The sequence below is a fragment of the Pseudoalteromonas sp. NZS37 genome (assembly GCF_015864265.1).
In the GTDB taxonomy this organism is placed as follows: Bacteria; Pseudomonadota; Gammaproteobacteria; order Enterobacterales; family Alteromonadaceae; genus Pseudoalteromonas; species Pseudoalteromonas arctica.
The window spans coordinates 1-24,648 of sequence record NZ_JADYXL010000011.1 but is presented as its reverse complement, the minus strand read 5'-3'; the positions used below and the strand labels follow the sequence as shown (position 1 = coordinate 24,648).

Below are 24,648 nucleotides of genomic sequence, written 5' to 3'. Positions count from 1 at the left end.
AAACTATTAACTATAAAAGCAGCTTTTATAGTGATGCAAAAAATACTTCACTGTTTTTAACACCTGTCTTCGTATAAAATCTGCCTCGATAATTAGTGACTAACTTACAAAGCGAGAATTTTTATCTTTTCTAAAAGTAGCAATAAACAAATGAGCGAAATAACAGTAGTAACCCACAATGGTAATTTTCATGCAGATGACGTTTTTAGTATTGCGGTACTTAAACATGTTTTGCCAACGTTTAAACTGGTACGTACTCGCGATAAAGCGCTTATAGAGAGTGCCGACTTTGTAATTGATGTAGGTGGCGAATACGATCCTGAAACTAATCGCTTTGATCATCATCAACGCGGTGGTGCAGGCGAGCGAGAAAATGGCATTCCTTTTTCATCATTTGGTTTAGTGTGGAAAAAATACGGCTTAGCGCTGTGTGATGATAACCAAGCCGTGGCTGACAGAGTCGATTCGGGCTTAGTTTCAACCATTGATGCCATTGATTGTGGTCATGTTGAAGGTGTATCAAAGGGAATAAGCTTGAGCCAAACAATCTCAATGTTTAACCCTACGTGGGAAGAAGAGAGTAACTTTGATACCTGTTTTGATGAAGCTGTTGAATTTGCAGCTCGCATGCTCATTCGTTTTATCGCCTCAGCTCACGGTAGTGTAAATGCAAAGGCGATTGTTGCTAAAGCAATTGAAAATGCAGAAGATGCCAGAGTTATAGTGCTTGAAAAATACACACCGTGGAAAAAAACAGTGCATATCTTATCAAGCGATGCGCTATACATGGTTTACCCATCGCATTCTGGGCAATGGATATTACAAACAGTACCCGTTGAGCCTGGCTCGTTTGAAGATAGAAAACCGCTTCCTAAAGCATGGTCAGGTTTATCTGATCAAGCGTTTGTAGATGAAACCGGTATTGATGACGCTGTGTTCTGTCACAATGGCTTATTTATAGCGGGCACTAAGTCGTTTGAAAGCACAATGAAGCTTGCCACTATGGCGCTTAGCGAATAACAACGCAGATTCATAACGAATACTAAGCATAACAATTTATATAGATTGTTATGCTTGTTATCTTAGCGTGGAGCATTATGTTTGAACTAAAAACAATCGCACTTTTTACTATTACAGCCTTAGCAGAAATAGTGGGTTGTTATTTGCCTTACCTTTGGCTTAAGCAAGATAAAAGTATTTTACTTTTAATTCCTGCGGCTTTAAGTTTGGCACTATTTGCATGGTTGCTATCTTTACATCCTACTGCAGCAGGGCGCGTGTATGCAGCTTATGGCGGCGTATATATTTGTGTTGCGCTATTATGGTTATGGGTTGTTGATGGCGTAAAGCTTACTATGTGGGATATTATTGGTGGTTTAGTTGCACTGCTAGGTATGGCTATAATTATGTTCGCACCAAAAAGTGCATAGCTGGCTCATACTCAATAAATAAAAAGCGCCTATTTATAGGGGGAAACACATATAGGCCCTGCCTTGGCTAAAAACCAAAGGCACAGCTGCAATTTCTACCTCCAAAGATAAACACACCCTAGTGCCATTTAAAGTCCTACCTCGATTATTTTCAAACTGCCAATAAAATATAACAACTTCACTACGACAGGTAGTACCTAACGCTACATATGCGCCAAGCAACTATTGAAGCTGGTGGATGTTATGCTGAGCGTTTTAGAAGTGCAAATTATATTAAATTAAAAATACATGGGTATTACTTGGTCACAACACGTTGGCTAAACTGTAAGTAATTGAGGTGTTGAGAATGCCTTGCTCTAATCCATCAAAAGTAAATTCTATAAAAAAGTAACTCAAGATTAATTTTAGTGAATGAGCCAACTCATTTTTGCTAATAAAATTTATAATGAGTCATTTAAAAACAGCCATTTTTTACAGCTTTTCTTATCTTTAATAATCATCAAAGTCCTATTTTATATACGCTAGAGAGCAATACGTGATTGGTCGTTTTATCAACATTAAAAATCACTCGTTACGAGTAAAAATACTTGTTGGACTTGAATGTCTATTTTTCTTTTAATGCGCGGCACTAGCCGAGTCGGCATTAATTAAATAAAAGAGAAAGATAAATGAAAGAAACAACATCACTAGAACAAGCTCGTACGAGCTACAATGTTCGTCATTGGAGCCAAGGTTTTTTTGGTATTAATGATCAAGGTGATGTGTATGTTGCGCCCAAGGCTCATGCACCAGAGCAAACTATTGCATTAACAGATATCGCAAAGCAACTACAAGATAAAGGTTTAAGCTTACCTGCTTTAGTTCGTTTTCCGCAAATTTTACACCATCGTGTACACAGCTTATGCGGCGCATTTAATACAGCGATTGAAAACTATGGTTACCCTAAAGACTACTTATTAGTTTACCCAATAAAAGTAAACCAACAACGTGAAGTGGTTGAAGAAATAGTAGCAAGCCAAGCACAAGTAGAAAAAAAGCAACTTGGTTTAGAAGCAGGCAGCAAGCCTGAACTACTTACGGTATTAGCACTGGCTGAAAAAACCAGCGCTGTTATTGTATGTAATGGCTACAAAGATAAAGAATACGTACGTTTAGCACTTATTGGCGAAAAGCTAGGTCATAAAGTGTATATCGTACTTGAAAAGCTTTCTGAGCTAGACATGGTACTTAGCCAAGCAAAAGAGCTTAACGTAAAACCACGCATTGGTATTCGTGTACGTTTAGCGTCGCAAGGTAAAGGTAAATGGCAAGCGAGTGGCGGCGAAAAATCAAAATTTGGTTTATCTGCATCGCAAGTTTTACATGTAGTTAATCGTTTAAAAGACGCAAACCAGCTTGATTTATTACAGCTAGTACATTTTCACTTAGGGTCGCAAATGGCGAACATTCGTGACGTACGTTTAGGTGTAAGCGAAGCTGCGCGTTTTTACTGTGAGTTACGCAAATTAGGCGCAGAAATTGACTGCCTTGATGTAGGTGGTGGCTTAGCTGTTGATTACGACGGCACACGTAGCCAATCGCATAACTCTATGAATTACAGTTTGGCTGAGTATGCAAATAACATTGTGTACACCATTGGTGATACATGTAAGCAATATGAGCAACCAATGCCGACTATTATTTCTGAGTCGGGTCGTGCGCTTACAGCGCATCATGCTGTGCTTATTTCCAATGTTATTGGTACTGAAAGTTACACGCCAGAAGAATTAGTAGCGCCAGCGGCAGATGCACCACTTTTATTAAAAAATATGTGGGCATCGTTTGTACAGTTAACTGATTTGACGGATGACCGTGCATTAATTGAAATTTATCACGACAGCCAAGGTGACTTAGCTGAAGCGCATAACCAATTTGCACTCGGTTTATTAGACTTATCGCAACGTGCGTGGGCTGAACAAATTAATATTCGTATTTGTTATGAACTTAACAAGCACATGGATAACAAAAACCGTTTTCATCGTCCTATTATTGACGAGTTAAACGTACGTTTAGCCGATAAGTTTTTTGTAAACTTCTCGTTATTTCAATCGCTTCCAGATGCATGGGGCATTGATCAAGTGTTTCCGGTATTGCCATTAAGTGGCTTAACTGAAGCACCAAAAAAACGTGCTGTATTACTTGATATAACCTGTGATTCAGACGGTGCACTTGAGCATTACGTAGATGGACAAGGCATTGAAAGCACACTACCTGTACCAGAGTTTAGCGCTGATAAACCTTATTTAATGGGCTTTTTCTTGGTGGGTGCTTATCAAGAAATTTTAGGTGACATGCATAACTTGTTTGGCGATACGCACAGCGCAATTGTTAATATGGATGAGCAAGGCGTTGCAAGTATTACCGAGATAAACCAAGGTGACACTGTTGCCGATATGATGCGCTATGTACATTTAGATGTTGAAAGTTTTCAGCAATCATACGAGCAGTTAGTAAGCACTAAAATTGAAAAACACGAACAGCAAAGCGTTTTAGACGAGTTGCAAAGCGGCCTTGATGGCTACACTTATTTAGAAGAGTTATAAGCAATGTCGACTTTGTTTGGTCACGCAGATCACTCATTGTACTCAAATGGGATGACGTTTTTACGTCGTCCTATGGTGCAAAATATTAATGCAATTGATGCAGACGTAGTCGTTTTAGGCTTACCGTTTGATTTAGCGACATCGGGTCGCCCTGGTGCACGTTTAGGTCCTGATGCGATTCGTCGTGCGTCGGTTCATTTAGCATGGGAAGACACTAAGTACCCGTGGACGTTCCCGTTGTTTGAGCGCTTAAAAGTGGCAGACGCAGGGGATTTTACTTACCCTGTTGGCGACCCTGAATATTTTACTGCGCAACTTGAAATGGCTGCTGAGCAAATACTTCGCCAAGGTAAAACGCTATTAGGTTTAGGGGGCGATCACTTTGTGACGCTTCCGCTGTTACGCGCTCACGCAAAAATACATGGCAAAATGGCGTTAGTGCACTTTGATGCGCACACAGATACCTATAGCAACGGCTCGCGATTTGATCACGGCACTATGTTTTATCATGCGCCAATGGAAGGGCTAATTGATGTTGAACACAGTATACAAATAGGTATTCGTACCGACTTTGATCAAAGCAAACATGAGTTTGCTGTGATTGATGCAATGCAAGCCAACGATTTACATGCAAATGATATTGCAGCGCAAATACTTGAACGAGTAGGTGACCTACCTGTTTACTTAACGTTTGATATTGATTGTTTAGACCCTGCGTTTGCGCCTGGTACAGGCACTCCTGTGTGCGGTGGTTTAACGTCAGATAAAGTACTTAAAGTACTGCGTGCGCTAAAAGGCATAAACATGGTAGGTATGGATGTGGTAGAAGTATCACCTTCGTACGACCAAAGTGAGCTTACCGCTATTGCCGCAGCAACCATTGCGAGCGAATTACTGCATTTGTGGACGCATAAAAATAAGTACTAATTTTACAAATTAAATACTACAAAAAAGGGTATGCGCAGGCATACCCTTTTTTAGTTAGAGGTATCGATTATTCAGCAGCTTAATTTCCTTTAACCAAATAACGCTTAGCCCAATAAGAGGCAGGTTAGTAGTAACAGGGTTAAATGCTTCAATAAGTAATTGTGGCTGCATTGCAACTACAGCGAGTAAAAGGCCAATTAATGCTAAAATATTTAAAATTACTAGGTGTTTATTTTTATAAAACACAAATAAACACAATCCAAATATAATTTCGCCAACACCCGCCGAACGTGTAATTAAGTCAGACACTTCTGCTGAAAAACCAGCACTGCCAGTCATTAATTTTTCAAGAGGTGCTATATGATAAAGCTTTGGAAAAAAGCCATGATATATCCAACTTAAACTCACTATGTAGCGAGCAAGTTGAATATAACCGCGATTATTTCCTAGCATTGTCAATACGCTCTTGTGCACTTGGGTGGCTAGATAAGTACTCTAAAAAGTCATTTACTTTTTCTAGGTGTTCGTTTTCGCTGGTATGGCTTTCTTGCAGCGCTTCTATTGCATCAGCAAAATCATTACTCGAATACCCAAGCGACTCTAATTGAATGAGTGCAAAGGTATCTGCCTCGCGTTCCATATCTCGTGAAAACCCTTGCTGAGCAAACGATGCACCCGTACCTAATGCAACCTCTGCAACCCCTTCTAAATCACCAAATACAACCGCTAGCACAATCGTACTTGCGGCAGATTGTGCTGTAATACGTACGCTATGCTGGTGGACTACATGGCCCATCTCGTGTAGCAATACCGCTTTTAGTGCATTGGGTTTATCGGCAAGTAAATTTGCTAAATCATCTGTGACCACGATACGACCATGGGGTAGTGCAAACGCGTTAGCACCAAAGCTGTCTGATTTATAAAACGATAATCTATAAATCGATTGATCAAGCGATAACGCATTAAGCATACTTGTAAAATGCGCTTGTACTTTAGCTTGTTGCTCTGCGGGCAGCTCGCTTGGGTCAAGCGCAATCTTTTTAATTAGTGTAAAGCTTTGCTCCCCCATTTGTTCCACAACATTTCGTGGCAAGGTATCAACACTGTAAACAGCAATGGCCGGTACCGCTTTATAAAGTACTAACCACATAAAAAGCGGTGTAAATATGACTGCAGCTAAAATTGCCCATTTACTTTTTTCAAGGCGCTCCATTATGTGATGGTTATTTTCTTTAAATGGCCATCTGTAACTTACATCTTGAGGAATAAAACGACTGCCATCTTCAAAGTTTAGTTCGTCGGCAAGTCCTGCCATCCCCGAACTTAATTTTAGACTTGAGATTGCGTGGCGAGCTATAACGTGTTCATCGTTGATAACTTCAATGTGTGTGTCGCTAATAGTTGCAACACACACTTGATAGTTACTCGATGCGATGGGGAAAAAATGTCCCTTTACATGCATAGTGAGCTCTTAAGTTAGAGAAAGGTCAATATCAAATACGTTTGCAGCTTCCTCAGCAAATGATGATTGCTGTTCTTGCGCGGTATCAATTAGGTTTAATGCACCAGGATAAATAGTGACGTTAGTTACATCAGCGAGCATTTTTGATGTACGTACTTTTGTCCATGGGTATGCAAGGCCTAAAGAAAATACAATAGCCAACATATTAGTTAATAGTAAAACAGCGAAAGGAATTGGTTTTAGCTCTGATTTAAATGTAGCAACGCCTTCAAAATAGCTGTTATCAAAAATGTGATTTCTAATAGCGGCGTGCCATACAGCAGAAACAATGGCAATCATTAGCACATAGGCAATCATCATAAAGATAGGAAGCATAACCATAGCTGCAGAGTTTTCTAAATTTTGTTGATTTTCAATATCTACTAAGTTGAGGCCAAATAATCCTAAAATCCCCATAAATACCACCATGGTGATAGAGCTCACTACAAAGCAAATAAGCGCTGTTAAGTAATAGGTTTCGCCTTTTAGATTTACAGTAAGCGGTTTGTCGCCATAACTAATATTGCTATGGATATAGCTATCAATACGTTTTATAACGTAAGGCATTAATAAATAAAGCGTAAATATGCTGGCAATAGGTAAAAGTATAAAGTTAACAAAGGCTTCGCCATAGCTGCCTTTAAAAGCAAAGCGAACATTACGATGGCGGGTCATACGCAGATTAAAACGTAAACCTTGGTTAATAATCCATGGCATTAAAAAGATAAAACCAAGAGCAATAAACAGGCCTAAAATAGGCATAAAGCTAATAGAAAATGTATAAATAAAAAATACAATAACCGCTAAAATCCGACCTTTTAAAATTTGTATTGGCGTTGCTAGGTAGTCAAAGCTATGACCATTTATACGGGTGTGGCCGTAAAAATAGCGATGCGTACGTACTTTAGCCCATGCTGAGTATATGCCAAGCGTAATAACGCTAAGTAATATATTTACGATCCAAATTCCAAAAAACTCACCGCCTTTACCACTAAACTGCACTTTTCCGCTAAAAATTGGTTCAGCAGGCTCATTTATTGGTGGGGTTGTTTCAGATGGGGTAGGGTGTATTGATTCCATTAAAATTATATCCATGTTGTTTTTTTGTTAATTTACCCATTTTTAGTGCAAAATTCAATGTTTATAATTATCTCACCCTTCTGTAAACAGCTATAAATAGGCGTTTTAAGTATTGAGTTAAATACTCTAATACTTTTTTATAAATAAACCTCGCTGGTTTTATTTATTTGGCTGGTAACTGGGATCTTTAGCTTTTTAATATACGATTTAGCTACTATACATAGTTAATGCTGCTTAAATGTAATGGCATTAATTATGTATTAAGCACACCTACGTACAATTAAGCTAATTGATTTATATGCCAAAATAATAGATTGTAAGAGTAGTAGGGATGTAAATTTATTTAGGTTTTACAGCTTTTATCACCGCTTTAAATAACATTAGGATATTTATTATGTTTCAAGCAGTCGTGCTAGGGGGATTAGAATTTAGCCCGCTGATTGTTTATTTCCCAATTGCGTTTATTTTAACAGCGCTGACTCGTTTTGCTTTGCATCGACTAGATTGGCATGACCGTATTTGGAAAGTGGCTTGGTTTGAAGTGTCACTATTTGTTTGTTACTTGGCACTGGCCGTCTATTTACTAAGTGGAAGATAAATTGAATGATTAAATATCTGCGTATTACTTTTACTATCTTGGTTGTTATAGCTGCGGTTTTTGCTGGGCGTTGGGTATGGACTGACTACATGCATACTCCTTGGACGCGCGATGGTCGCATTCGAGCAGACATAGTTACAGTTGCTCCAGACGTATCGGGTTGGGTGACTGCTTTAAACATTAAAGATGGTCAAAACGTACAAAAAGGCGAAGTACTTTTTAATGTCGATCAAAAGCGTTACCAAGCAGCGCTTGATAAAAGTAAAGCCAATACAGAAAATACGCTATATACATGGGAGCTTGCTAAACATAAATACGAAAGACGTGTTGAGCTAAACACTCAACAGGCAATAAGTGAAGAAACGCTAGAATCAACACGTATCAATACTAAAATTGCTGAGGCAAATTATAACCTAGCTAAAACAGAGCAAACAATTGCGCAATTAAATGTTGATAGAACTAAAATTGTTGCACCTGCATCGGGGCAAATAATTAATCTGAATTTACGCCAAGGTAACTATGTAGCTCAAGGCACCCCTGTGTTTGCTATTGTGCGGTTAGATTCGTTTTACGTAACAGGTTACTTTGAAGAGAGTAAAATACCGCTTATTTATCCTGATCAAAAAGCTAAAATAGCGCTTCTAAGCGGTGGTAAGCAATTAACGGGGCATGTAGTGAGTGTAGGTAAAGCAATTGCAAATACGAATACACAAAGTAACGGACAGCTTTTACCACAAGTACAACAAACATTTAATTGGGTACGTTTATCGCAACGTATTCCTGTTGATATTAAATTAGATTCATTGCCCGAAGATACACAGTTAAGCGCAGGAATGACCGCCACAATACATCTCGCTACACGTTAAGGGGAAGACAGTGGGCGTTGTATTACAAAATTTGTTTTTTCCTAAAAAACAGGCAATTATTTTTGCGACTAAGGGCGTTATAGCCATGGTAATGGCGCTTACTATTGCTATGTGGCTTAATCTTGAAAGACCTTATTGGGCGTTAGTCTCGGCTATATTTTTGCAATTACGCCCGCAAAGCGGATTAGTTATTGAAAAAGCAATTTGCCAAATAATAGGCACCATAGTGGGTGGTTTATTTGGCATATTGCTTTTAACTCAGCTAATTCTCTACCCTTATTTAGCGCTCGGTGCACTTGCATTATGGTTGGGGGTAAACTCTGCGTTATCGGCAATGGTACGCCAAGCAAACTTTGTTTATGCGTTTGCTATGGCAGGTGTAACAGCCGCTATTATTGTACTTTTAGTCATGGTTACTCCGGCAATGGTAAGCAGTCAAAGCATATTTGATATTGCACAAGCGCGCGTGAGTGAAATAGTAATAGGCTCAATATGTGCAGGCCTTGTGAGCCATTTGTTTTGGCCTGTAAAAGTTAAACACTTACTGCAAGTACAAGCTCGATCGGTTATAAACCAAACGTTAGATTATTTAGTAACTGAGCTTGATTCTAAAGGCTCGCACGAAAATCGCCATCAGCAAATTGATGGCATTATGGCAACATTAGGATCTATAAACGAAGACTCCAGCGCAGTAAGGTACGAAGGACCAAAAGGTCCAGGACGCTCACGTGCTGCAAATCAATTGTCGCAAAAAGTGCTTTCTTTACTGGCTTCAATTCAAATAATTGGTCGCCTGCAACGAAACCACGCAGACCTTATTACTCCCACATTAGACAAATTAATAAGTAAACTTAAACACGTATTCGCGCAAATTAAAGAATCTGACGATTTTGATTACTGCGCCGAACAAGTTAAAACACTGCGTAAAGAGCTAACCGACTATAGAGCAAATACGGTGTGTGATTCGCCATTTGAATCTCACATGCTCAATGTGAGCTTAGAAGTCGCAGCCGACTTAACAATTTTACTACGCGCATACAGAGCTTTAGAACAACGCGATAAAACATTATTAAATGCACCCAGTATGCTTACATATCGTGACCCATTAGCTGGCATTATTGTTGGATTTAGAACTGCTTTGGTGTTTTCTATCGGCGCATTTATTTGGATTAATACTGGTTCTTCAGCTGCATTATTAATTATGATATTACCGGTCATATTTTCGATAATGCTGGCGAGAATACCCTTGGCTATTTTACAGGTTGTAATTAAACGTTTATTGGCAGGTATAATTGTTGCCACTTTTGTAACTATTTTTTATGCGTTAAATTTACTGTCGCAAAGTGGAGGGCAATTAGAAATATTATTGCTTGTATTAGCTGGTCCGTATTTTTTGGGTTTGCTGTTACTCGCTGATCAACAAACGCTGCCATACGGCTTAGGGTTTTGTATTCCATTTACTATTTTGGTTAGACCCAGCATGGATATGAGCCTAGCATTTTCAATTGATTATACACTCAGCTCTGCAATCGCTATTTTTGCTGGCGTGAGTATTTTATTTTGGATTTTTCAGTTATTTACAGGACCAAGTGTTCAGTTACTTGTTCATCGTGTTTTTAAGGCTACCTATAAAGATTTACTCGAAATAAATACCCATCAAACTCCGAGTATTTGGTACAACCGCCGCATGGCAGATAGGTTAATCCGCTTAACTAATTACGATCAGGGCTCACACTCACGCGCTATTACCGATATGGCTCTTACCGGTCTAAACTTAGGGCATGCTTCAGTGCGATTAAACTCAATTTGCGAAAACCTTGCTGGTGACACAAAGCTAAAATACTTAAATGAGTGGCAACGCACGTTGGCTGATGCATTTATGCTGGCTACCAAAGGTAAGTTTGATGAAAACTTTAAGCAAGCGTCTGATAATCTTTATAACGAATTAGCCGCATCTGTTGGTGATTCAAATCAATTAGAAGCGATAAAAGGGATGTTTATTCGCATTAATCTGACCTTTGAAAGAAGTGCCAGCAAGATAAATTAACCCCATTCGCTGCTTTCGAGTTCAGATGTTATAACGAAATCTGTTATACTTGATGGACAATTTTATGGGGCTGTTATGATTTCAAAAAACCAACTCAAACTTATTCGCCAACTTGGCCAAAAAAAGTACCGAAAGCAATATAATCAATACCTTGTACAAGGTGAAAAAAACGTACTTGAGTTATTAAACAGCCCATTAAATGCGGTTAATATTTTTGCTACAAACGAATTTATAAATGCGTACCAAAGTGAGTATCAGCACGCTAATTTTATTGAAGCGGATGAAGAAACCCTCACTAAAGCGAGCACATTAGTTAGCAATAATGCAGCCATTGCTATTGTTGATATGCCAAAGGCGGCTTTACCACAAGCAAATGGCTTAATACTCGCGCTTGATGGCGTATCAGACCCTGGTAATTTAGGCACTATAATTAGAGTAGCCGATTGGTACGGTATTAAACATATAGTAACTAGCACCGACAGCGCAGACGCTTACAACCCTAAAACAATTAGCGCCACAATGGGCTCGTTTGTAAGGGTATCGGTAAGCCAAGTAGATTTACCTGATTACTTACAGTCTTTAAATTTACCTGTTTACGGTGCTTTTTTAGATGGACAAAGTGTACATAAAACCCAATTTACGGGCTCAGGCGTTTTGCTAATGGGCAGTGAGTCGCATGGTATACGCGAGACATGTGCAAAGTTAGTGACCAATAAAATAACCATTCCCGCTTTTGGTGGTGCAGAGTCACTTAATGTTGCAATGGCGACCGGTATTATTTTAGATAACTTTAAACGACAAGCTTAATCTATTAGTAAATTATGGGTTAAATTGTTTATGACAAATAACAATAATAAATTGGTAATAACAATAAGATGCGCTTAAGCACTATTAAATTAGCGGGCTTTAAATCGTTTGTAGAGCCCACTAAAATTCCATTTCCTGATCAAATGACGTGTGTTGTAGGCCCTAATGGCTGTGGCAAATCTAACGTTATTGATGCAGTACGATGGGTGCTAGGTGAAAGCTCTGCTAAAAACCTGCGTGGCGATGCCATGACCGACGTTATTTTTAATGGCTCAACTAATCGTAAAGCCATATCACAAGCTTCTGTAGAGCTTGTTTTTGATAACGATAAAGGTAGTCCTTCAAACACATTTGCCGACAGAAACCAAATTGCCATTAAACGCTTAGTAACGCGCGACGGGCTATCGCTGTACTTTTTAAATGGCAGTAAATGCCGTAAGCGTGATATTACCGATATATTTTTAGGTACAGGTCTTGGTCCGCGTAGTTACGCAATTATTGAGCAAGGGATGATCTCGCGCTTAATAGAAAGTAAACCACAAGAATTACGCGTATTTTTAGAAGAAGCTGCTGGTGTTTCTAAATACAAAGAGCGCCGCCGCGAAACACAAACACGCATTAAAAGCACCCGCGAAAACCTTGAGCGTTTGTTAGATGTGCGTAAAGAGCTGCAAAGCCAGTTAGATAAATTGGCTGTGCAGTCGGTTGATGCAAAAAAATACCGCGAGTTAAAAGCGCAAGAGCGAACGTTAAAAGGGCAAATTGCGGTTTTAAAATGGCAAAAGTTACATCAGCAACAACTTGAAAAAAGTACTCTAATTAAAAAACTGAACGATCAAATTTCGTTTTTTAAAACTGCTAACTCAGGGCATGACGATGTACTTGCAAGCTTAGAAGGGCAAGTACAAGCTCAGCAAGATAAACTAAGCGATGCACAACATCAGCAACATGTAATACACACCGAGCTTACCCGCGCTGAGCAACAGCAAATAAATGTAAAGCAACAAACTCAAACGCTTAAACAAAATTTAATTAAATTACAGCAACGCCAAACCCATAGCACTGAAGTTAAAACGCAGCAGCAAATTGTGTGCGAGCAACTAAATGAAACCCTGCAAGAGGCAAGTGAAAACGCGTTAATGTGCGAAGAGCAAGTAAGGAAGTTAACGCATGAGCTTGAGGAATTATTAGCACTGAAGCAGCGCCACAATACACACTGGCAAACTTTGTGTGAGCAACAGCAGCAACTTAATAATAATGCGCAACTGCATAGCAGTCACATTAAACAAACTCAGCAGCAAATAAGCCACGTTAACGAGCAAATTGATCAGTTAAATGCGCAGCTTACTGACTTACAAAGTAGCGATGTAGAACAACAATTAACGCAGCAAACACAGCAAACACAAACATTAACCCAAGAACTTGCCGCTAAACAAACAGCGCACACGCAGTGCAGTGCTCAGCTTGAAGTGCAAAATGAGCGTGTTAATAACTCACAAAAGCAATATTCGACGCTTACTCAAACAATAAATGAGTTAAAAGCCAGTATAACGGGGCTTAAAAGTACATTAGGGTTTGATGAAGAAAGTGAAAGTACTAATGGTTTGTTTAATCAGCTAAGTGTTAAAGAAGGCTTTGAGCCCTTAATAGAGCAAGCACTTAAATCGCTAGAGCACTTAAACGTAAGTGAGCAGCAAGCTGATAATAGTGTGTGGCCAATTAGTGGTAAGCACATTGCTGAAAATAGCTTAGCGGCATTCATAACAAGCGGCGTGTACCCAGATCATTTAACGCGCATTGCTTATAGCGAGAGCGGTGATCTAACGCTGTTAAAAGATGCTTATTATACAGCCGTTATGGATAAAAACGGTGCTTTATATGGTCGTAACTGGCATGTAAGTGCTGATCGAAATGCCGAAAACTCATTACTTTTAAAACATAAGCAATTGCAGGATAAAGCTCAGCAGTTAATTGATGCCGAGGATGAGCTAAAACAAGTAACACGCACTCGTGATGAGCATACAGCCGAGCAAGTAAAGTTAATTAACGAGCAAAGCGAGCTAAAAGAAGCCATACATGAGCTTGCGCAAAATATAGCAGTAGCCGGTACACGCAGCGATATGCTCAAACAGCAAGTAGCGCACTTTAAGCTTCAACTAGAAAAGCTACAGAAACAAAAACAGCAATTAACCACTGCGCTTTTGCAATTAAATAACGTGCTTGATGAGCAAACAGAGCAATTTGAAGTGTTAAATGAGCAGCAACTTAACTTAGCGGATGAGGTAGACGCTGCAAATAGCCTGCGCTCACAAAGTGATAAAAGTTATAGCGAAGCATTAAGCATGCTTGAGCAATATAAAACGCAAGCGCATAAGGCAACGCTCTCAGAGCAAAAGGCACGCAGTGAATGGCAGTTAAGCCAAACCAAATTGAGCCATGCAGAGCAGGAGCACGTTAGTGCATCTGAAGGTGCGCAAGAACTACTCAATGAAATAGAAGAGCTGCTGATCCCAGAGCAAGAGCTTAGCGATAAAATAACGCAGTTTTTAGCGCAGCATCAAAAAGGCGAGCAGGCACTGGTAGTGCTACAAAAAGAATTATCTCACGCTAAAGAAAGTTTAAACACCAAGCAAGCAAGTCTTAAAAACTCACAAGGTGAGCTGGTGGGCTTGCAAGAGCAGCATCAAAAGCTAACAATTGAAGAGCAAAGCTTACTAATAAAAGCGCAAGTTGCGCTCGAACCATTAGAAGAGCTAAAGCAAAGCTTAAAAGCAATACTTGATGAATTACCTGATTCATTGAATTTAAGTGCAGCGCAAAATCAGTTAACCGGATTTACTAATCAGTTAGATAAATTAGGTGCAGTAAACTTAGCGGCAATAGAAGAGTTTGATTTAGCTAAAGCTCGTAGTGACTATCTTGATAATCAATTAGATGATTTAACAAAAGCGTTAAGTACCCTTGAAGGTGCAATTCGTAAAATTGATAGTGAGACCAAAACACGCTTTAAAGCGACGTTCGATCAAGTTAACGAAGACTTTGCAGAGCTATTTCCTAAGGTTTTTGGTGGTGGTAGTGCGTATTTAGAATTAACCAGTGACGATTTACTCGAAAGTGGTGTTAGTATAATGGCACGACCACCGGGTAAGAAAAATTCAACAATTCATTTGTTAAGTGGTGGAGAAAAAGCGCTGACCGCATTATCATTAGTGTTTTCTATATTCAGGCTCAATCCAGCTCCTTTCTGTATGCTGGACGAAGTAGATGCACCATTAGATGATGCCAACGTTGTGCGTTTTTGCCGTTTGGTTGAAGAAATGTCACAATCAGTGCAGTTTATTTATATTAGTCATAATAAAATTGCGATGGAAATGGCTGGTAGATTAACAGGTGTTACTATGGCAGAACCTGGCGTATCGCGTATGGTTGCTGTAGATATAGAGCAGGCTGTGCAACTTGCACATGCATAAATTTTTATAACAAGTGTATTATTTTTAATTAATATACAGGTTTTAGGCATATCAAATAATAAAAGGTGAGGGGATGGCCGAACAATTAAGATGGGTTTTAATCATTATCAGTGTAGTTGTCATTGGTGGTTTATTAATACATGGATTGTGGTCTGTGAGAAAAAAAGACCGCCCAGAAGTATCTGATAACGAGCGGGTTGAACCATTACAAGAAAGCGCATCAGCTTCATCTAAACCGTTTCGAACTGAGGCTGAACCAAAAGAGCTAATGCAAAACGAACGTGATGAGCCACAGTTTGGTGAGCTTAACTTTGATGCAAATGAGCCGCAAATAGATACAAGCGTGCCTGAAGTGCCGATTGAAGATGACCTAGAAATAGTTGATGACCTAGACGCAAAAGAGCAAAGCGCTGAAGAAGCACCTGCCCAAATGTCTGACTTTGTTATTGTACATATTCAAATGCCGGAAGAGCTTAGTATGCAGGGCAGTAAATTATTGCCAGCAGTTAACACTTTAGGTTTTAAATATTCTGAGGAAGGCTTTTTTAATCGCCATTTAGATCCGGCTGGTCAAGGCCCTGTTTTATTTAGATTAGTAAATATGTACAACCCAGGTACGTTTGATATTGATAATATGGAACAGTTTAGTACCGCAGGGGTAAGCTTATTTATGACGTTACCGTGCGACGGCGATGGTCTAGCTGCATTTAATATGTTGCACAGCGCAGCTAAAAAGTTAGCGGATGAATTTGGTGCGCAAATTTTAGATGCTGAGCGAAATGAAATGACAGTAGATCGCGTAAGACAATATGTTGAGCAGGTTCGTTCTTTTTCAGCGTAAATAACGCATACATTATATTTTTATAAGCCACTGGACGGTGAATCGTCAAAGTGGCTTTTTTTATGTTTATTGAGGTTTAAATGTCTAGCAGCATTAGTGAGCAAGTTAATCATCTTCGTACTACATTAGAGCAACACAACTATAATTATTATGTGCTCGACACCCCCAGTATTCCTGATTCTGAATACGATAGGTTATTACGCGAACTAAGCGCACTTGAAACCGAGCATCCTGAATTTTTAACCGCCGACTCACCTACACAAAAAGTAGGCGGTGCAGCACTTAGTAAATTTGAACAAGTAGCGCACCAAGTACCCATGTTATCGCTTGATAACGCCTTTAGTGAAGAAGAATTCACTGCGTTTAATCGCCGTATAAAAGAGCGTTTAATGAGTACTGATGAGCTTACTTTTTGTTGTGAACCAAAACTTGATGGTTTAGCTGTATCAATTATTTATCGCGATGGTGTGCTTGTACAAGCGGCTACTCGAGGTGATGGTTTTACCGGTGAAAACATTACTCAAAATGTTAAAACCATTCGTAATGTACCGCTCAAGCTACGTGGTGATTACCCAAAAGAGCTTGAAGTTCGCGGCGAAGTATTTATGGACAGCGCTGGCTTTAATAAATTGAATACTGAAGCAGAAAAACGCGGTGAAAAAGTATTTGTTAACCCGCGTAATGCAGCGGCGGGGAGTTTGCGTCAACTCGACTCTAAAATTACCGCTAAACGCCCACTCATGTTTTATGCGTACAGCACCGGGCTTGTTGCTGATGGCAGCATTCCTGAGGATCACTATCAGCAATTAGAAAAGCTGACTGATTGGGGGCTACCTTTGTGCCCAGAAACAAAATTAGTTGAAGGTCCAAAAGCCGCGCTCGAGTACTACAGCGATATTTTAACGCGCCGTGGTGAGCTTAAATATGAAATTGATGGCGTAGTAATAAAAATAAATAAAAAGACCTTACAAGAGCGTTTAGGCTTTGTGGCACGTGCTCCTCGTTGGGCTATTGCGTATAAGTTTCCGGCGCAAGAGGAAATAACCCAACTACTTGATGTTGATTTTCAAGTCGGTCGTACTGGCGCCATTACACCTGTTGCACGTTTGAAGCCTGTTTTTGTGGGTGGCGTTACCGTATCAAATGCAACGCTTCATAACAGTGATGAAGTTGCACGTTTAGGCGTAAAAGTAGGCGATACAGTTATTATTCGCCGTGCTGGAGACGTAATCCCACAAATAACTCAAGTTGTACTTGAACGCAGACCTGATGATGCCAGAGATATTGAATTCCCGACGACTTGCCCAATCTGTGATTCTCATGTTGAAAAGGTTGAAGGCGAAGCTGTAGCCCGTTGTACGGGTGGACTTGTATGTCCTGCACAGCGTAAGCAAGCTATTAAGCACTTTGCTTCGCGCAAAGCGCTGGATATAGATGGTCTTGGCGATAAGATTGTTGATCAGTTAGTCGATAGAGAACTTATAAAAACGCCTGCTGATTTGTTTATTTTAAAACAGGGGCATTTTGAGTCACTTGAACGTATGGGACCTAAGTCAGCTAAAAACTTAGTAACAGCACTTGAAGAGGCTAAAGGCACTACGCTTGCTAAGTTTTTATATTCATTAGGTATTCGAGAAGCCGGGGAGGCGACAGCACAAAATTTAGCTAATCACTTTCTAACCCTTGAAAATGTAATAAATGCCAGCATTGATAGTTTAACGCAAGTAAGTGATGTAGGCGAAATAGTAGCTGCTCATGTTCGTGGCTTTTTTGATGAAGAGCATAATTTAGCAGTTGTTAATGCGCTGATAGATCAAGGTGTAAACTGGCCAGCGTTGAGCGCACCTTCTGAGGAAGAACAGCCGCTCGCTGGGCTTACATATGTACTTACAGGTACGCTTAATACACTTAATCGCAATGATGCAAAAGCACGATTACAACAACTTGGTGCCAAGGTGTCTGGTAGCGTATCGGCTAAAACAGATGCGTTAGTGGCGGGTGAAAAAGCAGGTTCAAAACTAACAAAAGCACAAGACCTAGGCATAGACATACTAACTGAAGATGAATTAATTGAGTTGCTTATAAAGCATAACGGTTAGGAAAATGACAATGAGCCGATATGGGCCAGAATACTGGGATAAGTACGGAAGTTACCGTACGCCTATTGCATTTCATTTAAGTGTGCTTGTGCTATTACGTAGTTATTTTATTTGGGTTATTGCGGCTTTAAGCCGCAGGCCTGAACTAGATTTAATGTCGTTATTTTTTAAAAATAAAAATGATTTTTTTATCGCAATAACGATTGGAAGTATTGCAATAATACCGACTATTTTATTTTGTTTACGCAGACCACGAGATTCACACAGTGCAAGCAACAGGTTAGCAAGAATATGGCGACATATGCGCTGGCCTCTTATTTTATGTGCAGTTGTTGATTTAACATGGTTAAGTGTTCAAGCAGCGCATAGCCATTATCGATTTTCATCATTTTTAGCAGTACAAATGATGATTGTTTTATGGGTATTATGGTATTTGGTGAAAAGCCGCTATTTAACTGTTTTCTTTAATGATTGGCCTGAGCCGACAGAAAAGGCATCAGAAGAAAAAAAGCGACTTAAAAGGGATTAGTTGTGGACGCCGTAAATAAAAAAATAGCGATAGCTATATCGATAATAGGCTTTGTGCTTATTATTTTAATGATTAGCACTGAGCTTTTAGAGTTTATGTGGTTTAAAGCGTTATTTGGGTTATGGGTATTTGTTTTTTGCTCAAGCGTTTATAGGTTAACGCCTTTATTTAAATCAAGAAACAGGTTGGAGGATTTTATTCAGCGAGACGCCCAACACTTATTACTTTTTAGTTTGATGGGATTTTTTGATAAAAAGCACGGTCCAGATTGGTTAGTTATTGAGAGTATTGAACGTATAACGACAAAAGATGATGAGCTAATAATTTACAGTAATAACGAGCGCCAAATGAGTGTTAGTTTACCTGTAAAAAAAGCAGAGCTAGATAGTTTTATTAAACGAATACTTACCGACTCAGAAAAACAAAATATTACCTTTAGCTAAGAAAATTACCTTTAAGATTGAACGAGTTTTAGTCTTAAACGGTCAACACTCCTTAGCTGATCTTTAGTGTATTAAATAACGTAATAATTAGCCGTACTTTTTATGACTTTATAAAGTATAGCTAATCAACTATTCAATGAGGCTATTATGTTGAAGTGGAATGATGTTATTAACTTTGCCACCAATGGCAATCCTACCCCAAGTAAAAAAGTAGTCAAAACTGACGAGCAGTGGCGGATGCAACTATCAGAAGATGAATATTACGTAACACGTAAAAAGGGAACAGAGCGCCCAGGTAGCTCGGGTAGTTGTACATTACTCGAACCTGGCAAGTATGTGTGTATTTGCTGTGATAATCTATTGTTTGATGCTGATGAGAAGTTTGATAGTGGTACTGGTTGGCCGTCATTTACGCAACCTGCGACAATTGAAGCGATTGGCTATGTAAGCGATACAAGTCATGGTGTGGAGCGCATAGAGGTGGTTTGTAACGTGTGCGATTCGCACTTAGGCCATATTTTTCCAGATGGTCCATTACCAACGGGTTTACGTTATTGCGTTAATGCCGCATCAATGAAAAAGCTCTAATATTTTATTTACTAGCGCTTTGAATATCTAAATTCATTTCTTTTGCTATGTGCAAAATCTTATCTAAACGCTGCGTCTGATCTGCTTGTAATTTAGTTTTATCAAGAAGGGCGTAGCACCTTCTAGCAAGATCCATATTAAATGAGCTGCCAGATTGCTTAGTTGAATCAAATAGGCACTGTAATAAATTAAGTGCGATACTTTGATTACGAGGCATGACTCTAAACGCTTGTGTAAAAGCTTCCAACGCAGTATTTAATTGGCCTTTATTAAATTGACTAACGGCATGGTTGTTAAGCTCTTTTGGACCCATTTTAATATCGCGTCGCTCACTTTGTTGCTGCTGAATATAACGTAAGTAAGTTGTGTCGCTAACTGCGGGATGTCTTTCACAGTGGCTAATTATTTGTGTGAATAAGGTTTGCGCCTTTTGATGAAACCCCAGTTCATGAAATGCTTTTGCTTTATCAAGTGCGCCATCAACCGATCGGATATGAGTATCGTCATCATCAAGTTGTTCAATTAGCTTTTTCGCTTTTTGATGCTCGTCTTTTAAGTAATGGAGTCGTGCATTAAGTACATCAATTTGAGCTTGATTTGTATTATTAGGAAACTGTTTTTTTAAATCATTAATGTACTGATTGGTTTGCCTAGAAATTCGTTGAATTTGATCGGTTTGATCAGTCGTTAGCGCAAAGTCGATACCTGCACGTGCTGCATTCAAATATACATCGGGGTGGTCGTGTATTGAGTGTTTTGCAAAGGTGGCTATATCTTTTTGAGTTAAATAGCTTTTTTCGTAGTCGTGATTAATTAGCGACACATTACTTAGCGATTTTTGGCGTGTGATATTTCGCGGTGCAATTTCTGCAGCTTGGCTTAAAAAGCTTTGTGCTAGCTCAAATTGATTTAGCTTTATTTCTAATCTGCCCAACAAATCAAGGGCTACTAAACGAGTTTCTTGGCGCTCTAACATTGTTTTAAGCATTCGCTGCGCCAAAATATGTTCGTTATTCGCTATAAGTGCTTCTACTAAGCCTACTTTTGCCCAAGCAAATTTTTGAATGTCGAGAACAGACTTAAAAAAGTCTTTTGCATCTTGAGCGCGCTTTAAGCGAAGTAAGGCATCACCTTTTAAGCGAAGTAGGATAGGGCTGTAATTATTATTTTTTTTATCCAGAGCGGTATCAATAAACTTAATAGCTTTTGAATCGTTACCATCATCAATTAATGAATACACTGTTTGTAAGTCGTGTTTACGCTTTAAGATTCGTTCAATGCGTATTTTAAGCTCTTGTACTGTAAAAGGTTTAACTAAAAAGTCATCAGGTTGCAGCTCAAGAACACTATGAACGAGTGAGCCACTTGTTTCTGCTGATATAAAAATAAAGCCTGTCGAGCTTTTTATGAGTTGCTTTACACGTAGCTCTTCATAAAGCTGGTAGCCATCTTGGTGTTTATTTAAGTTGAATGAGCAAACGATTAGATCAAATTCTTCACTTAAACACTGCTCTTTTGCAGAATTTGCATGATCAGCAAAGCGCAACTGCCGAAAGCCAAGCCTTTCTAACGATTGTTTCATATAGCTTTGAGCAAGTGGCTGCTCCTCTACTATAAGTATTTTGGCTTTTGAATAGATCTTAGTTGGCATTGGCTTAAGCGTAATTGTATTTAACACAGACTATAATCAACAGTTTAACTCCTTACAAGGGAATTTAAATGATAGCTGTATTTATTAGGTACTTAACTTTGCCTAATACGTTTATCTAACTACGAAGCTACTGAGCCGAATAACATAATTAAAAACTAAATAAGTAAAATTGATAACGCTATATTTGATGAGTGCTTTGATATGGAAGCTTAGATTTGAATAAAAGTATAAAATATATTTAAAGCAAGAAAGAGGAATTATTACTAGTAGAGCTACTGAATGATATTTATATGTGGTGGGTGATACTGGACTTGAACCAGTGATCCTCGCCATTATTTGTAAAGGGAGGCGATGCTCTCTTTTCTTACAACTGAGTTAATTACCCAAATAGGCTTTTTACGATAAATAATCAGAGGAATTAATATTAGATGATGTAGAAGTGCTTATATGTGGTGGGTGATACTGGACTTGAACCAGTGACCCTCGCCTTGTAAGGGCGATGCTCTCCCAACTGAGCTAATCACCCACATATAATAGGTATGCTTGTTATTTAATTCTTTATTATCAATAAACCGCTTGATGTAATTTGGTGGGTGATACTGGACTTGAACCAGTGACCCTCGCCTTGTAAGGGCGATGCTCTCCCAACTGAGCTAATCACCCAAATTACATTTTAATATGCACCATTCTAGGAATGGTGGGTCGTACTGGACTTGAACCAGTGACCCTCGCCTTGTAAGGGCGATGCTCTCCCAACTGAGCTAACGACCCATATTAAATTTTAAAACGCGACTATTAACATAATAATAGGCTTTATATGTGGTGGGTGATACTGGACTTGAACCAGTGACCCTCGCCTTGTAAGGGCGATGCTCTCCCAACTGAGCTAATCACCCACATATAAATTAAAACGCTACTATTGAAATAAATAGTACTGGACTTTAACCAGTGAACCTCGCCGTTACTTGTAAATAGCGGTAATGTTCTCTTTTTTCTAACTGAGCTAACGACCCATTTAGATTTTCTTGTAATATGCACCATTCTAAGAATGGTGGGTCGTACTGGACTTGAACCAGTGACCCTCGCCTTGTAAGGGCGATGCTCTCCCAACTGAGCTAACGACCCATATTACATGCTACTACCGATATAGATAGTACTGGACTTTAACCAGTGAACTTCGCCATCTTTTATAAAAGGCGGTGATGCTCTCTTTTCTTGTAACTGAGCTAACGACCCATATTACAATTTTAAAACACGACTATTAATATAGTAATAGGTTTTATATGTGGTGGGTGATACTGGACTTGAACCAGTGACCCTCGCCTTGTAAGGGCGATGCTCTCCCAACTGAGCTAATCACCCACATATAAATTAAAACGCTACTATTAAATAAATAGTACTGGACTTTAACCAGTGAACTTTGCCGTTACTTGTAAGTAGCGGTAATGCTCTCTATTCTCTAACTGAGCTTATGACCCATATAGAATTTAGATGTGAACACTTTAACTAAAAAGTGGTGGGTGATACTGGACTTGAACCAGTGACCCTCGCCTTGTAAGGGCGATGCTCTCCCAACTGAGCTAATCACCCACATCTAAACAACATTGCATTGCTGCGTTGTTGTGGGGCGCTATTATAGATAGAGTTGGAAATGTGTCAACACTTGAATGATAAAAATGTGCTGAATGAAGGTTTTATAAACAATAGGATATGGTTGAAGTCTATTTTATCATCAAATTTGATATTGCAGTTCAATTAAGCACCTAATAAGCTCCTAAAAGTGAGTAGGGAATTGTATTTTATTAATCTTAAATTTAGCTTCACGATACTTATTGTTTTTTTTACTGGAGTCGTTTTTATGATTATGAGCAAGATGGATTAATATTAGGGCGAGTTATTTAGTGAATAGAGCGGTCCTTTAAAAATGAATTTAATCTAAACTCCCCAAAACAAATGCTATTTTCAGCATTCTAAACTCTATTTTTGTACTTACTTTATTTTTATAAGCCAACCTAGCCAAATCGTAAATACTCATACTTCACTAATAGCCTTCGGATTAAGACTAAATAGATCACATATAACTAGTGCGTGTTGACCTTTGTGGATTGAACCCAAAGGGCAGCGTATGTTTGGACTTTATGCGGCGTTATCGCCTATTCATGGGTAATAACCAAACTACATAGGCTCTGCCTTGCCTAAAAACCAAACATACTGCTGCAAATTCACCCACCAAAGATCAACACGCCCTAAAGTTTTGTACATAGCATTACGAAGCTACAATGCTCTTTAAAAAATGTTCTTCAAACAATAATCGAGTTTTTGAGTACGAGTTACGCTGGTTATTAAGCAAGTAAAGGCAGTGGGCACTCTCAAATCCACATTTAAGTTTTGGTTATTATAAGCAATTGTAACTTTTAAAAGATTAAGGCGATTGGCGGGGCCTTAATTGGTAGTTTTTAGATAAGTTCAATTTGCATATAAATGTATACCTTTGCTTTGATGCAATTTTGTTGCATTAAATAGGGGAGTAGGGTGTTGTTAAGTATTCGCTGCGATATAGTGATGTTATTATAAGCAGTAGGGCTAGAATCTTATTCAAATTGTATTTTTTAGCACGCTTGATAGCCAGTTTGTTGAAAATTAAACCATTTAAATAAAGCTAGGTAAAAAACTGTTGACTTTATTTTGGGTGGTGCATAGAATGCGCCCCGCACTAAGCGATACACGATGTGTTTATCACGGCGGGTATTGATTAAGTTGGGGCCATAGCTCAGCTGGGAGAGCGCTTCGCTGGCAGTGAAGAGGTCTGCGGTTCGATCCCGCATGGCTCCACCAAAAATTAGTGTTTTGTCCTAGGGTAGCAGTTTTCTGTGTCCCCATCGTCTAGAGGCCTAGGACACCGCCCTTTCACGGCGGTAACAGGGGTTCGAATCCCCTTGGGGACGCCACTTAACTTTTATTAGTTAAAGGCGGTTTTACCGAGAAAATAGCGTCACAATTAAAGCTCGAGTCTTTACTTGTATTAAACGCAATTACCTTAAAGCTCATGATGTGAGTTAAACTTATCAACTGTCCTAGTGACACATTTATGTGTCCCCATCGTCTAGAGGCCTAGGACACCGCCCTTTCACGGCGGTAACAGGGGTTCGAATCCCCTTGGGGACGCCACTTACTTATTTTTAATAGGGA

General features: G+C 39.2%; 18 protein-coding genes and 11 tRNA genes. 17 read left to right on the top strand and 12 right to left on the bottom strand.

Features of this window, described 5'->3' with window-relative positions:
• Positions 1 to 150: 150 nt before the first annotated feature.
• The 4 genes from I6F47_RS17260 (at position 151) to speB (ending at position 4,939) form a co-directional block, all read left to right on the top strand.
• A complete protein-coding gene (locus I6F47_RS17260; protein ID WP_007583983.1) occupies positions 151 to 1,020 on the top strand; it encodes an MYG1 family protein in 870 nt (289 codons plus the stop codon).
• 77 nt (positions 1,021 to 1,097) lie between these two features.
• A complete protein-coding gene (locus I6F47_RS17255; RefSeq protein WP_007378102.1) occupies positions 1,098 to 1,430 on the top strand; it encodes a YnfA family protein in 333 nt (110 codons plus the stop codon).
• 668 nt (positions 1,431 to 2,098) lie between these two features.
• Positions 2,099 to 4,012 carry a biosynthetic arginine decarboxylase gene (speA, locus tag I6F47_RS17250; protein ID WP_024593856.1) on the top strand — a complete coding sequence of 638 codons (1,914 nt, stop codon included), beginning with the start codon at positions 2,099 to 2,101 and terminating at the stop codon, positions 4,010 to 4,012.
• Positions 4,013 to 4,015: 3 nt separating this feature from the next.
• Positions 4,016 to 4,939, top strand: coding sequence for an agmatinase (speB, locus tag I6F47_RS17245; protein ID WP_007583987.1), 924 nt, complete (start codon positions 4,016 to 4,018; stop codon positions 4,937 to 4,939).
• A gap of 54 nt (positions 4,940 to 4,993) precedes the next feature.
• Here the strand turns inward: speB and I6F47_RS17240 are convergent, their stop codons facing one another.
• Genes I6F47_RS17240 through I6F47_RS17230 form a run of 3 tightly spaced genes read right to left on the bottom strand, consistent with a single transcriptional unit; the run spans position 4,994 to position 7,520 of the window.
• Positions 4,994 to 5,392, bottom strand: coding sequence for a DoxX-like family protein (locus I6F47_RS17240; protein ID WP_101164108.1), 399 nt, complete (start codon positions 5,390 to 5,392; stop codon positions 4,994 to 4,996).
• Positions 5,379 to 6,401: a M48 family metallopeptidase gene (locus tag I6F47_RS17235; RefSeq protein WP_024591602.1), complete on the bottom strand. Its 1,023-nt coding sequence runs from the start codon at positions 6,399 to 6,401 to the stop codon at positions 5,379 to 5,381. The genes I6F47_RS17240 and I6F47_RS17235 overlap by 14 nt, the downstream gene beginning before the upstream one ends.
• A gap of 9 nt (positions 6,402 to 6,410) precedes the next feature.
• Positions 6,411 to 7,520, bottom strand: a complete 1,110-nt coding sequence (locus I6F47_RS17230; protein ID WP_101216160.1) for a YjgN family protein — start codon at positions 7,518 to 7,520, stop codon at positions 6,411 to 6,413.
• Between the two features lie 394 nt (positions 7,521 to 7,914).
• Between I6F47_RS17230 and I6F47_RS17225 the strand changes: the two genes are divergently transcribed.
• The 10 genes from I6F47_RS17225 (at position 7,915) to msrB (ending at position 19,808) form a co-directional block, all read left to right on the top strand.
• Complete coding sequence (locus I6F47_RS17225; protein ID WP_008171772.1) at positions 7,915 to 8,118, top strand: DUF1656 domain-containing protein; 204 nt, start codon at positions 7,915 to 7,917, stop codon at positions 8,116 to 8,118.
• A gap of 5 nt (positions 8,119 to 8,123) precedes the next feature.
• A complete protein-coding gene (locus tag I6F47_RS17220) occupies positions 8,124 to 8,984 on the top strand; it encodes an efflux RND transporter periplasmic adaptor subunit (RefSeq protein ID WP_197184260.1) in 861 nt (286 codons plus the stop codon).
• Positions 8,985 to 8,994: 10 nt separating this feature from the next.
• Positions 8,995 to 11,031: an FUSC family protein gene (locus I6F47_RS17215; protein WP_197184259.1), complete on the top strand. Its 2,037-nt coding sequence runs from the start codon at positions 8,995 to 8,997 to the stop codon at positions 11,029 to 11,031.
• A gap of 75 nt (positions 11,032 to 11,106) precedes the next feature.
• The gene (locus I6F47_RS17210; protein WP_024591598.1) at positions 11,107 to 11,838 is read left to right on the top strand and encodes an RNA methyltransferase; all 732 of its coding nucleotides are present in this window, start codon (positions 11,107 to 11,109) and stop codon (positions 11,836 to 11,838) included.
• A 68-nt stretch (positions 11,839 to 11,906) separates the two neighbouring features.
• Entirely contained in the window at positions 11,907 to 15,308 is a 3,402-nt protein-coding gene (locus I6F47_RS17205) for a chromosome segregation SMC family protein (protein ID WP_197184258.1), read from the top strand.
• Between the two features lie 73 nt (positions 15,309 to 15,381).
• On the top strand, positions 15,382 to 16,149 hold the full coding sequence (gene zipA, locus I6F47_RS17200; protein WP_197184257.1) for a cell division protein ZipA: 768 nt from the start codon (positions 15,382 to 15,384) through the stop codon (positions 16,147 to 16,149).
• An 80-nt stretch (positions 16,150 to 16,229) separates the two neighbouring features.
• Positions 16,230 to 18,248, top strand: a complete 2,019-nt coding sequence (ligA, locus tag I6F47_RS17195) for an NAD-dependent DNA ligase LigA (RefSeq protein ID WP_197184256.1) — start codon at positions 16,230 to 16,232, stop codon at positions 18,246 to 18,248.
• Between the two features lie 10 nt (positions 18,249 to 18,258).
• Complete coding sequence (locus tag I6F47_RS17190) at positions 18,259 to 18,777, top strand: DUF2919 domain-containing protein (protein ID WP_007584017.1); 519 nt, start codon at positions 18,259 to 18,261, stop codon at positions 18,775 to 18,777.
• Positions 18,778 to 18,779: 2 nt separating this feature from the next.
• A complete protein-coding gene (locus tag I6F47_RS17185; protein WP_007584019.1) occupies positions 18,780 to 19,220 on the top strand; it encodes a hypothetical protein in 441 nt (146 codons plus the stop codon).
• A 147-nt stretch (positions 19,221 to 19,367) separates the two neighbouring features.
• Complete coding sequence (msrB, locus tag I6F47_RS17180) at positions 19,368 to 19,808, top strand: peptide-methionine (R)-S-oxide reductase MsrB (RefSeq protein WP_197184255.1); 441 nt, start codon at positions 19,368 to 19,370, stop codon at positions 19,806 to 19,808.
• A gap of 4 nt (positions 19,809 to 19,812) precedes the next feature.
• Here msrB and I6F47_RS17175 read toward each other — a convergent pair whose 3' ends face one another.
• The 9 genes from I6F47_RS17175 to I6F47_RS17135 all read right to left on the bottom strand — a co-directional run bounded on the left by I6F47_RS17175 (position 19,813) and on the right by I6F47_RS17135 (position 23,049).
• Complete coding sequence (locus I6F47_RS17175) at positions 19,813 to 21,459, bottom strand: tetratricopeptide repeat-containing response regulator (protein WP_024591593.1); 1,647 nt, start codon at positions 21,457 to 21,459, stop codon at positions 19,813 to 19,815.
• A 293-nt stretch (positions 21,460 to 21,752) separates the two neighbouring features.
• Positions 21,753 to 21,844 (bottom strand) — tRNA-OTHER (locus I6F47_RS17170).
• 65 nt (positions 21,845 to 21,909) lie between these two features.
• Positions 21,910 to 21,985: transfer RNA gene (locus tag I6F47_RS17165), tRNA-Val, on the bottom strand.
• Positions 21,986 to 22,046: 61 nt separating this feature from the next.
• A tRNA-Val gene (locus tag I6F47_RS17160) sits at positions 22,047 to 22,122 on the bottom strand.
• A 32-nt stretch (positions 22,123 to 22,154) separates the two neighbouring features.
• Positions 22,155 to 22,230: transfer RNA gene (locus I6F47_RS17155), tRNA-Val, on the bottom strand.
• A gap of 49 nt (positions 22,231 to 22,279) precedes the next feature.
• Positions 22,280 to 22,355: transfer RNA gene (locus I6F47_RS17150), tRNA-Val, on the bottom strand.
• Between the two features lie 153 nt (positions 22,356 to 22,508).
• Positions 22,509 to 22,584: transfer RNA gene (locus I6F47_RS17145), tRNA-Val, on the bottom strand.
• 161 nt (positions 22,585 to 22,745) lie between these two features.
• A tRNA-Val gene (locus tag I6F47_RS17140) sits at positions 22,746 to 22,821 on the bottom strand.
• Positions 22,822 to 22,973: 152 nt separating this feature from the next.
• A tRNA-Val gene (locus I6F47_RS17135) sits at positions 22,974 to 23,049 on the bottom strand.
• Between the two features lie 1,169 nt (positions 23,050 to 24,218).
• On the opposite strand from I6F47_RS17135, the gene I6F47_RS17130 reads away from it, so the two are divergent.
• The 3 genes from I6F47_RS17130 to I6F47_RS17120 all read left to right on the top strand — a co-directional run bounded on the left by I6F47_RS17130 (position 24,219) and on the right by I6F47_RS17120 (position 24,627).
• Positions 24,219 to 24,294, top strand: a tRNA-Ala gene (locus I6F47_RS17130).
• 37 nt (positions 24,295 to 24,331) lie between these two features.
• A tRNA-Glu gene (locus tag I6F47_RS17125) sits at positions 24,332 to 24,407 on the top strand.
• 144 nt (positions 24,408 to 24,551) lie between these two features.
• A tRNA-Glu gene (locus I6F47_RS17120) sits at positions 24,552 to 24,627 on the top strand.
• The last annotated feature ends 21 nt before the right edge of the window (positions 24,628 to 24,648 follow it).

What these genes read in the sequence shown, in the direction of transcription:
- msrB (WP_197184255.1), top strand. Translation starts at nt 19,368, where the DNA reads ATGTTGAAGTGGAATGATGTTATTAACTTTGCCACCAATGGCAATCCT.
- I6F47_RS17205 (WP_197184258.1), top strand. Translation starts at nt 11,907, where the DNA reads ATGCGCTTAAGCACTATTAAATTAGCGGGCTTTAAATCGTTTGTAGAG.
- I6F47_RS17240 (WP_101164108.1), bottom strand. Translation starts at nt 5,392, where the DNA reads ATGCTAGGAAATAATCGCGGTTATATTCAACTTGCTCGCTACATAGTG.
- I6F47_RS17175 (WP_024591593.1), bottom strand. Translation starts at nt 21,459, where the DNA reads ATGCCAACTAAGATCTATTCAAAAGCCAAAATACTTATAGTAGAGGAG.
- zipA (WP_197184257.1), top strand. Translation starts at nt 15,382, where the DNA reads ATGGCCGAACAATTAAGATGGGTTTTAATCATTATCAGTGTAGTTGTC.
- speB (WP_007583987.1), top strand. Translation starts at nt 4,016, where the DNA reads ATGTCGACTTTGTTTGGTCACGCAGATCACTCATTGTACTCAAATGGG.
- I6F47_RS17230 (WP_101216160.1), bottom strand. Translation starts at nt 7,520, where the DNA reads ATGGAATCAATACACCCTACCCCATCTGAAACAACCCCACCAATAAAT.
- I6F47_RS17190 (WP_007584017.1), top strand. Translation starts at nt 18,259, where the DNA reads ATGAGCCGATATGGGCCAGAATACTGGGATAAGTACGGAAGTTACCGT.
- I6F47_RS17220 (WP_197184260.1), top strand. Translation starts at nt 8,124, where the DNA reads ATGATTAAATATCTGCGTATTACTTTTACTATCTTGGTTGTTATAGCT.
- ligA (WP_197184256.1), top strand. Translation starts at nt 16,230, where the DNA reads ATGTCTAGCAGCATTAGTGAGCAAGTTAATCATCTTCGTACTACATTA.
- I6F47_RS17235 (WP_024591602.1), bottom strand. Translation starts at nt 6,401, where the DNA reads ATGCATGTAAAGGGACATTTTTTCCCCATCGCATCGAGTAACTATCAA.
- I6F47_RS17255 (WP_007378102.1), top strand. Translation starts at nt 1,098, where the DNA reads ATGTTTGAACTAAAAACAATCGCACTTTTTACTATTACAGCCTTAGCA.
- I6F47_RS17260 (WP_007583983.1), top strand. Translation starts at nt 151, where the DNA reads ATGAGCGAAATAACAGTAGTAACCCACAATGGTAATTTTCATGCAGAT.
- speA (WP_024593856.1), top strand. Translation starts at nt 2,099, where the DNA reads ATGAAAGAAACAACATCACTAGAACAAGCTCGTACGAGCTACAATGTT.
- I6F47_RS17210 (WP_024591598.1), top strand. Translation starts at nt 11,107, where the DNA reads ATGATTTCAAAAAACCAACTCAAACTTATTCGCCAACTTGGCCAAAAA.
- I6F47_RS17225 (WP_008171772.1), top strand. Translation starts at nt 7,915, where the DNA reads ATGTTTCAAGCAGTCGTGCTAGGGGGATTAGAATTTAGCCCGCTGATT.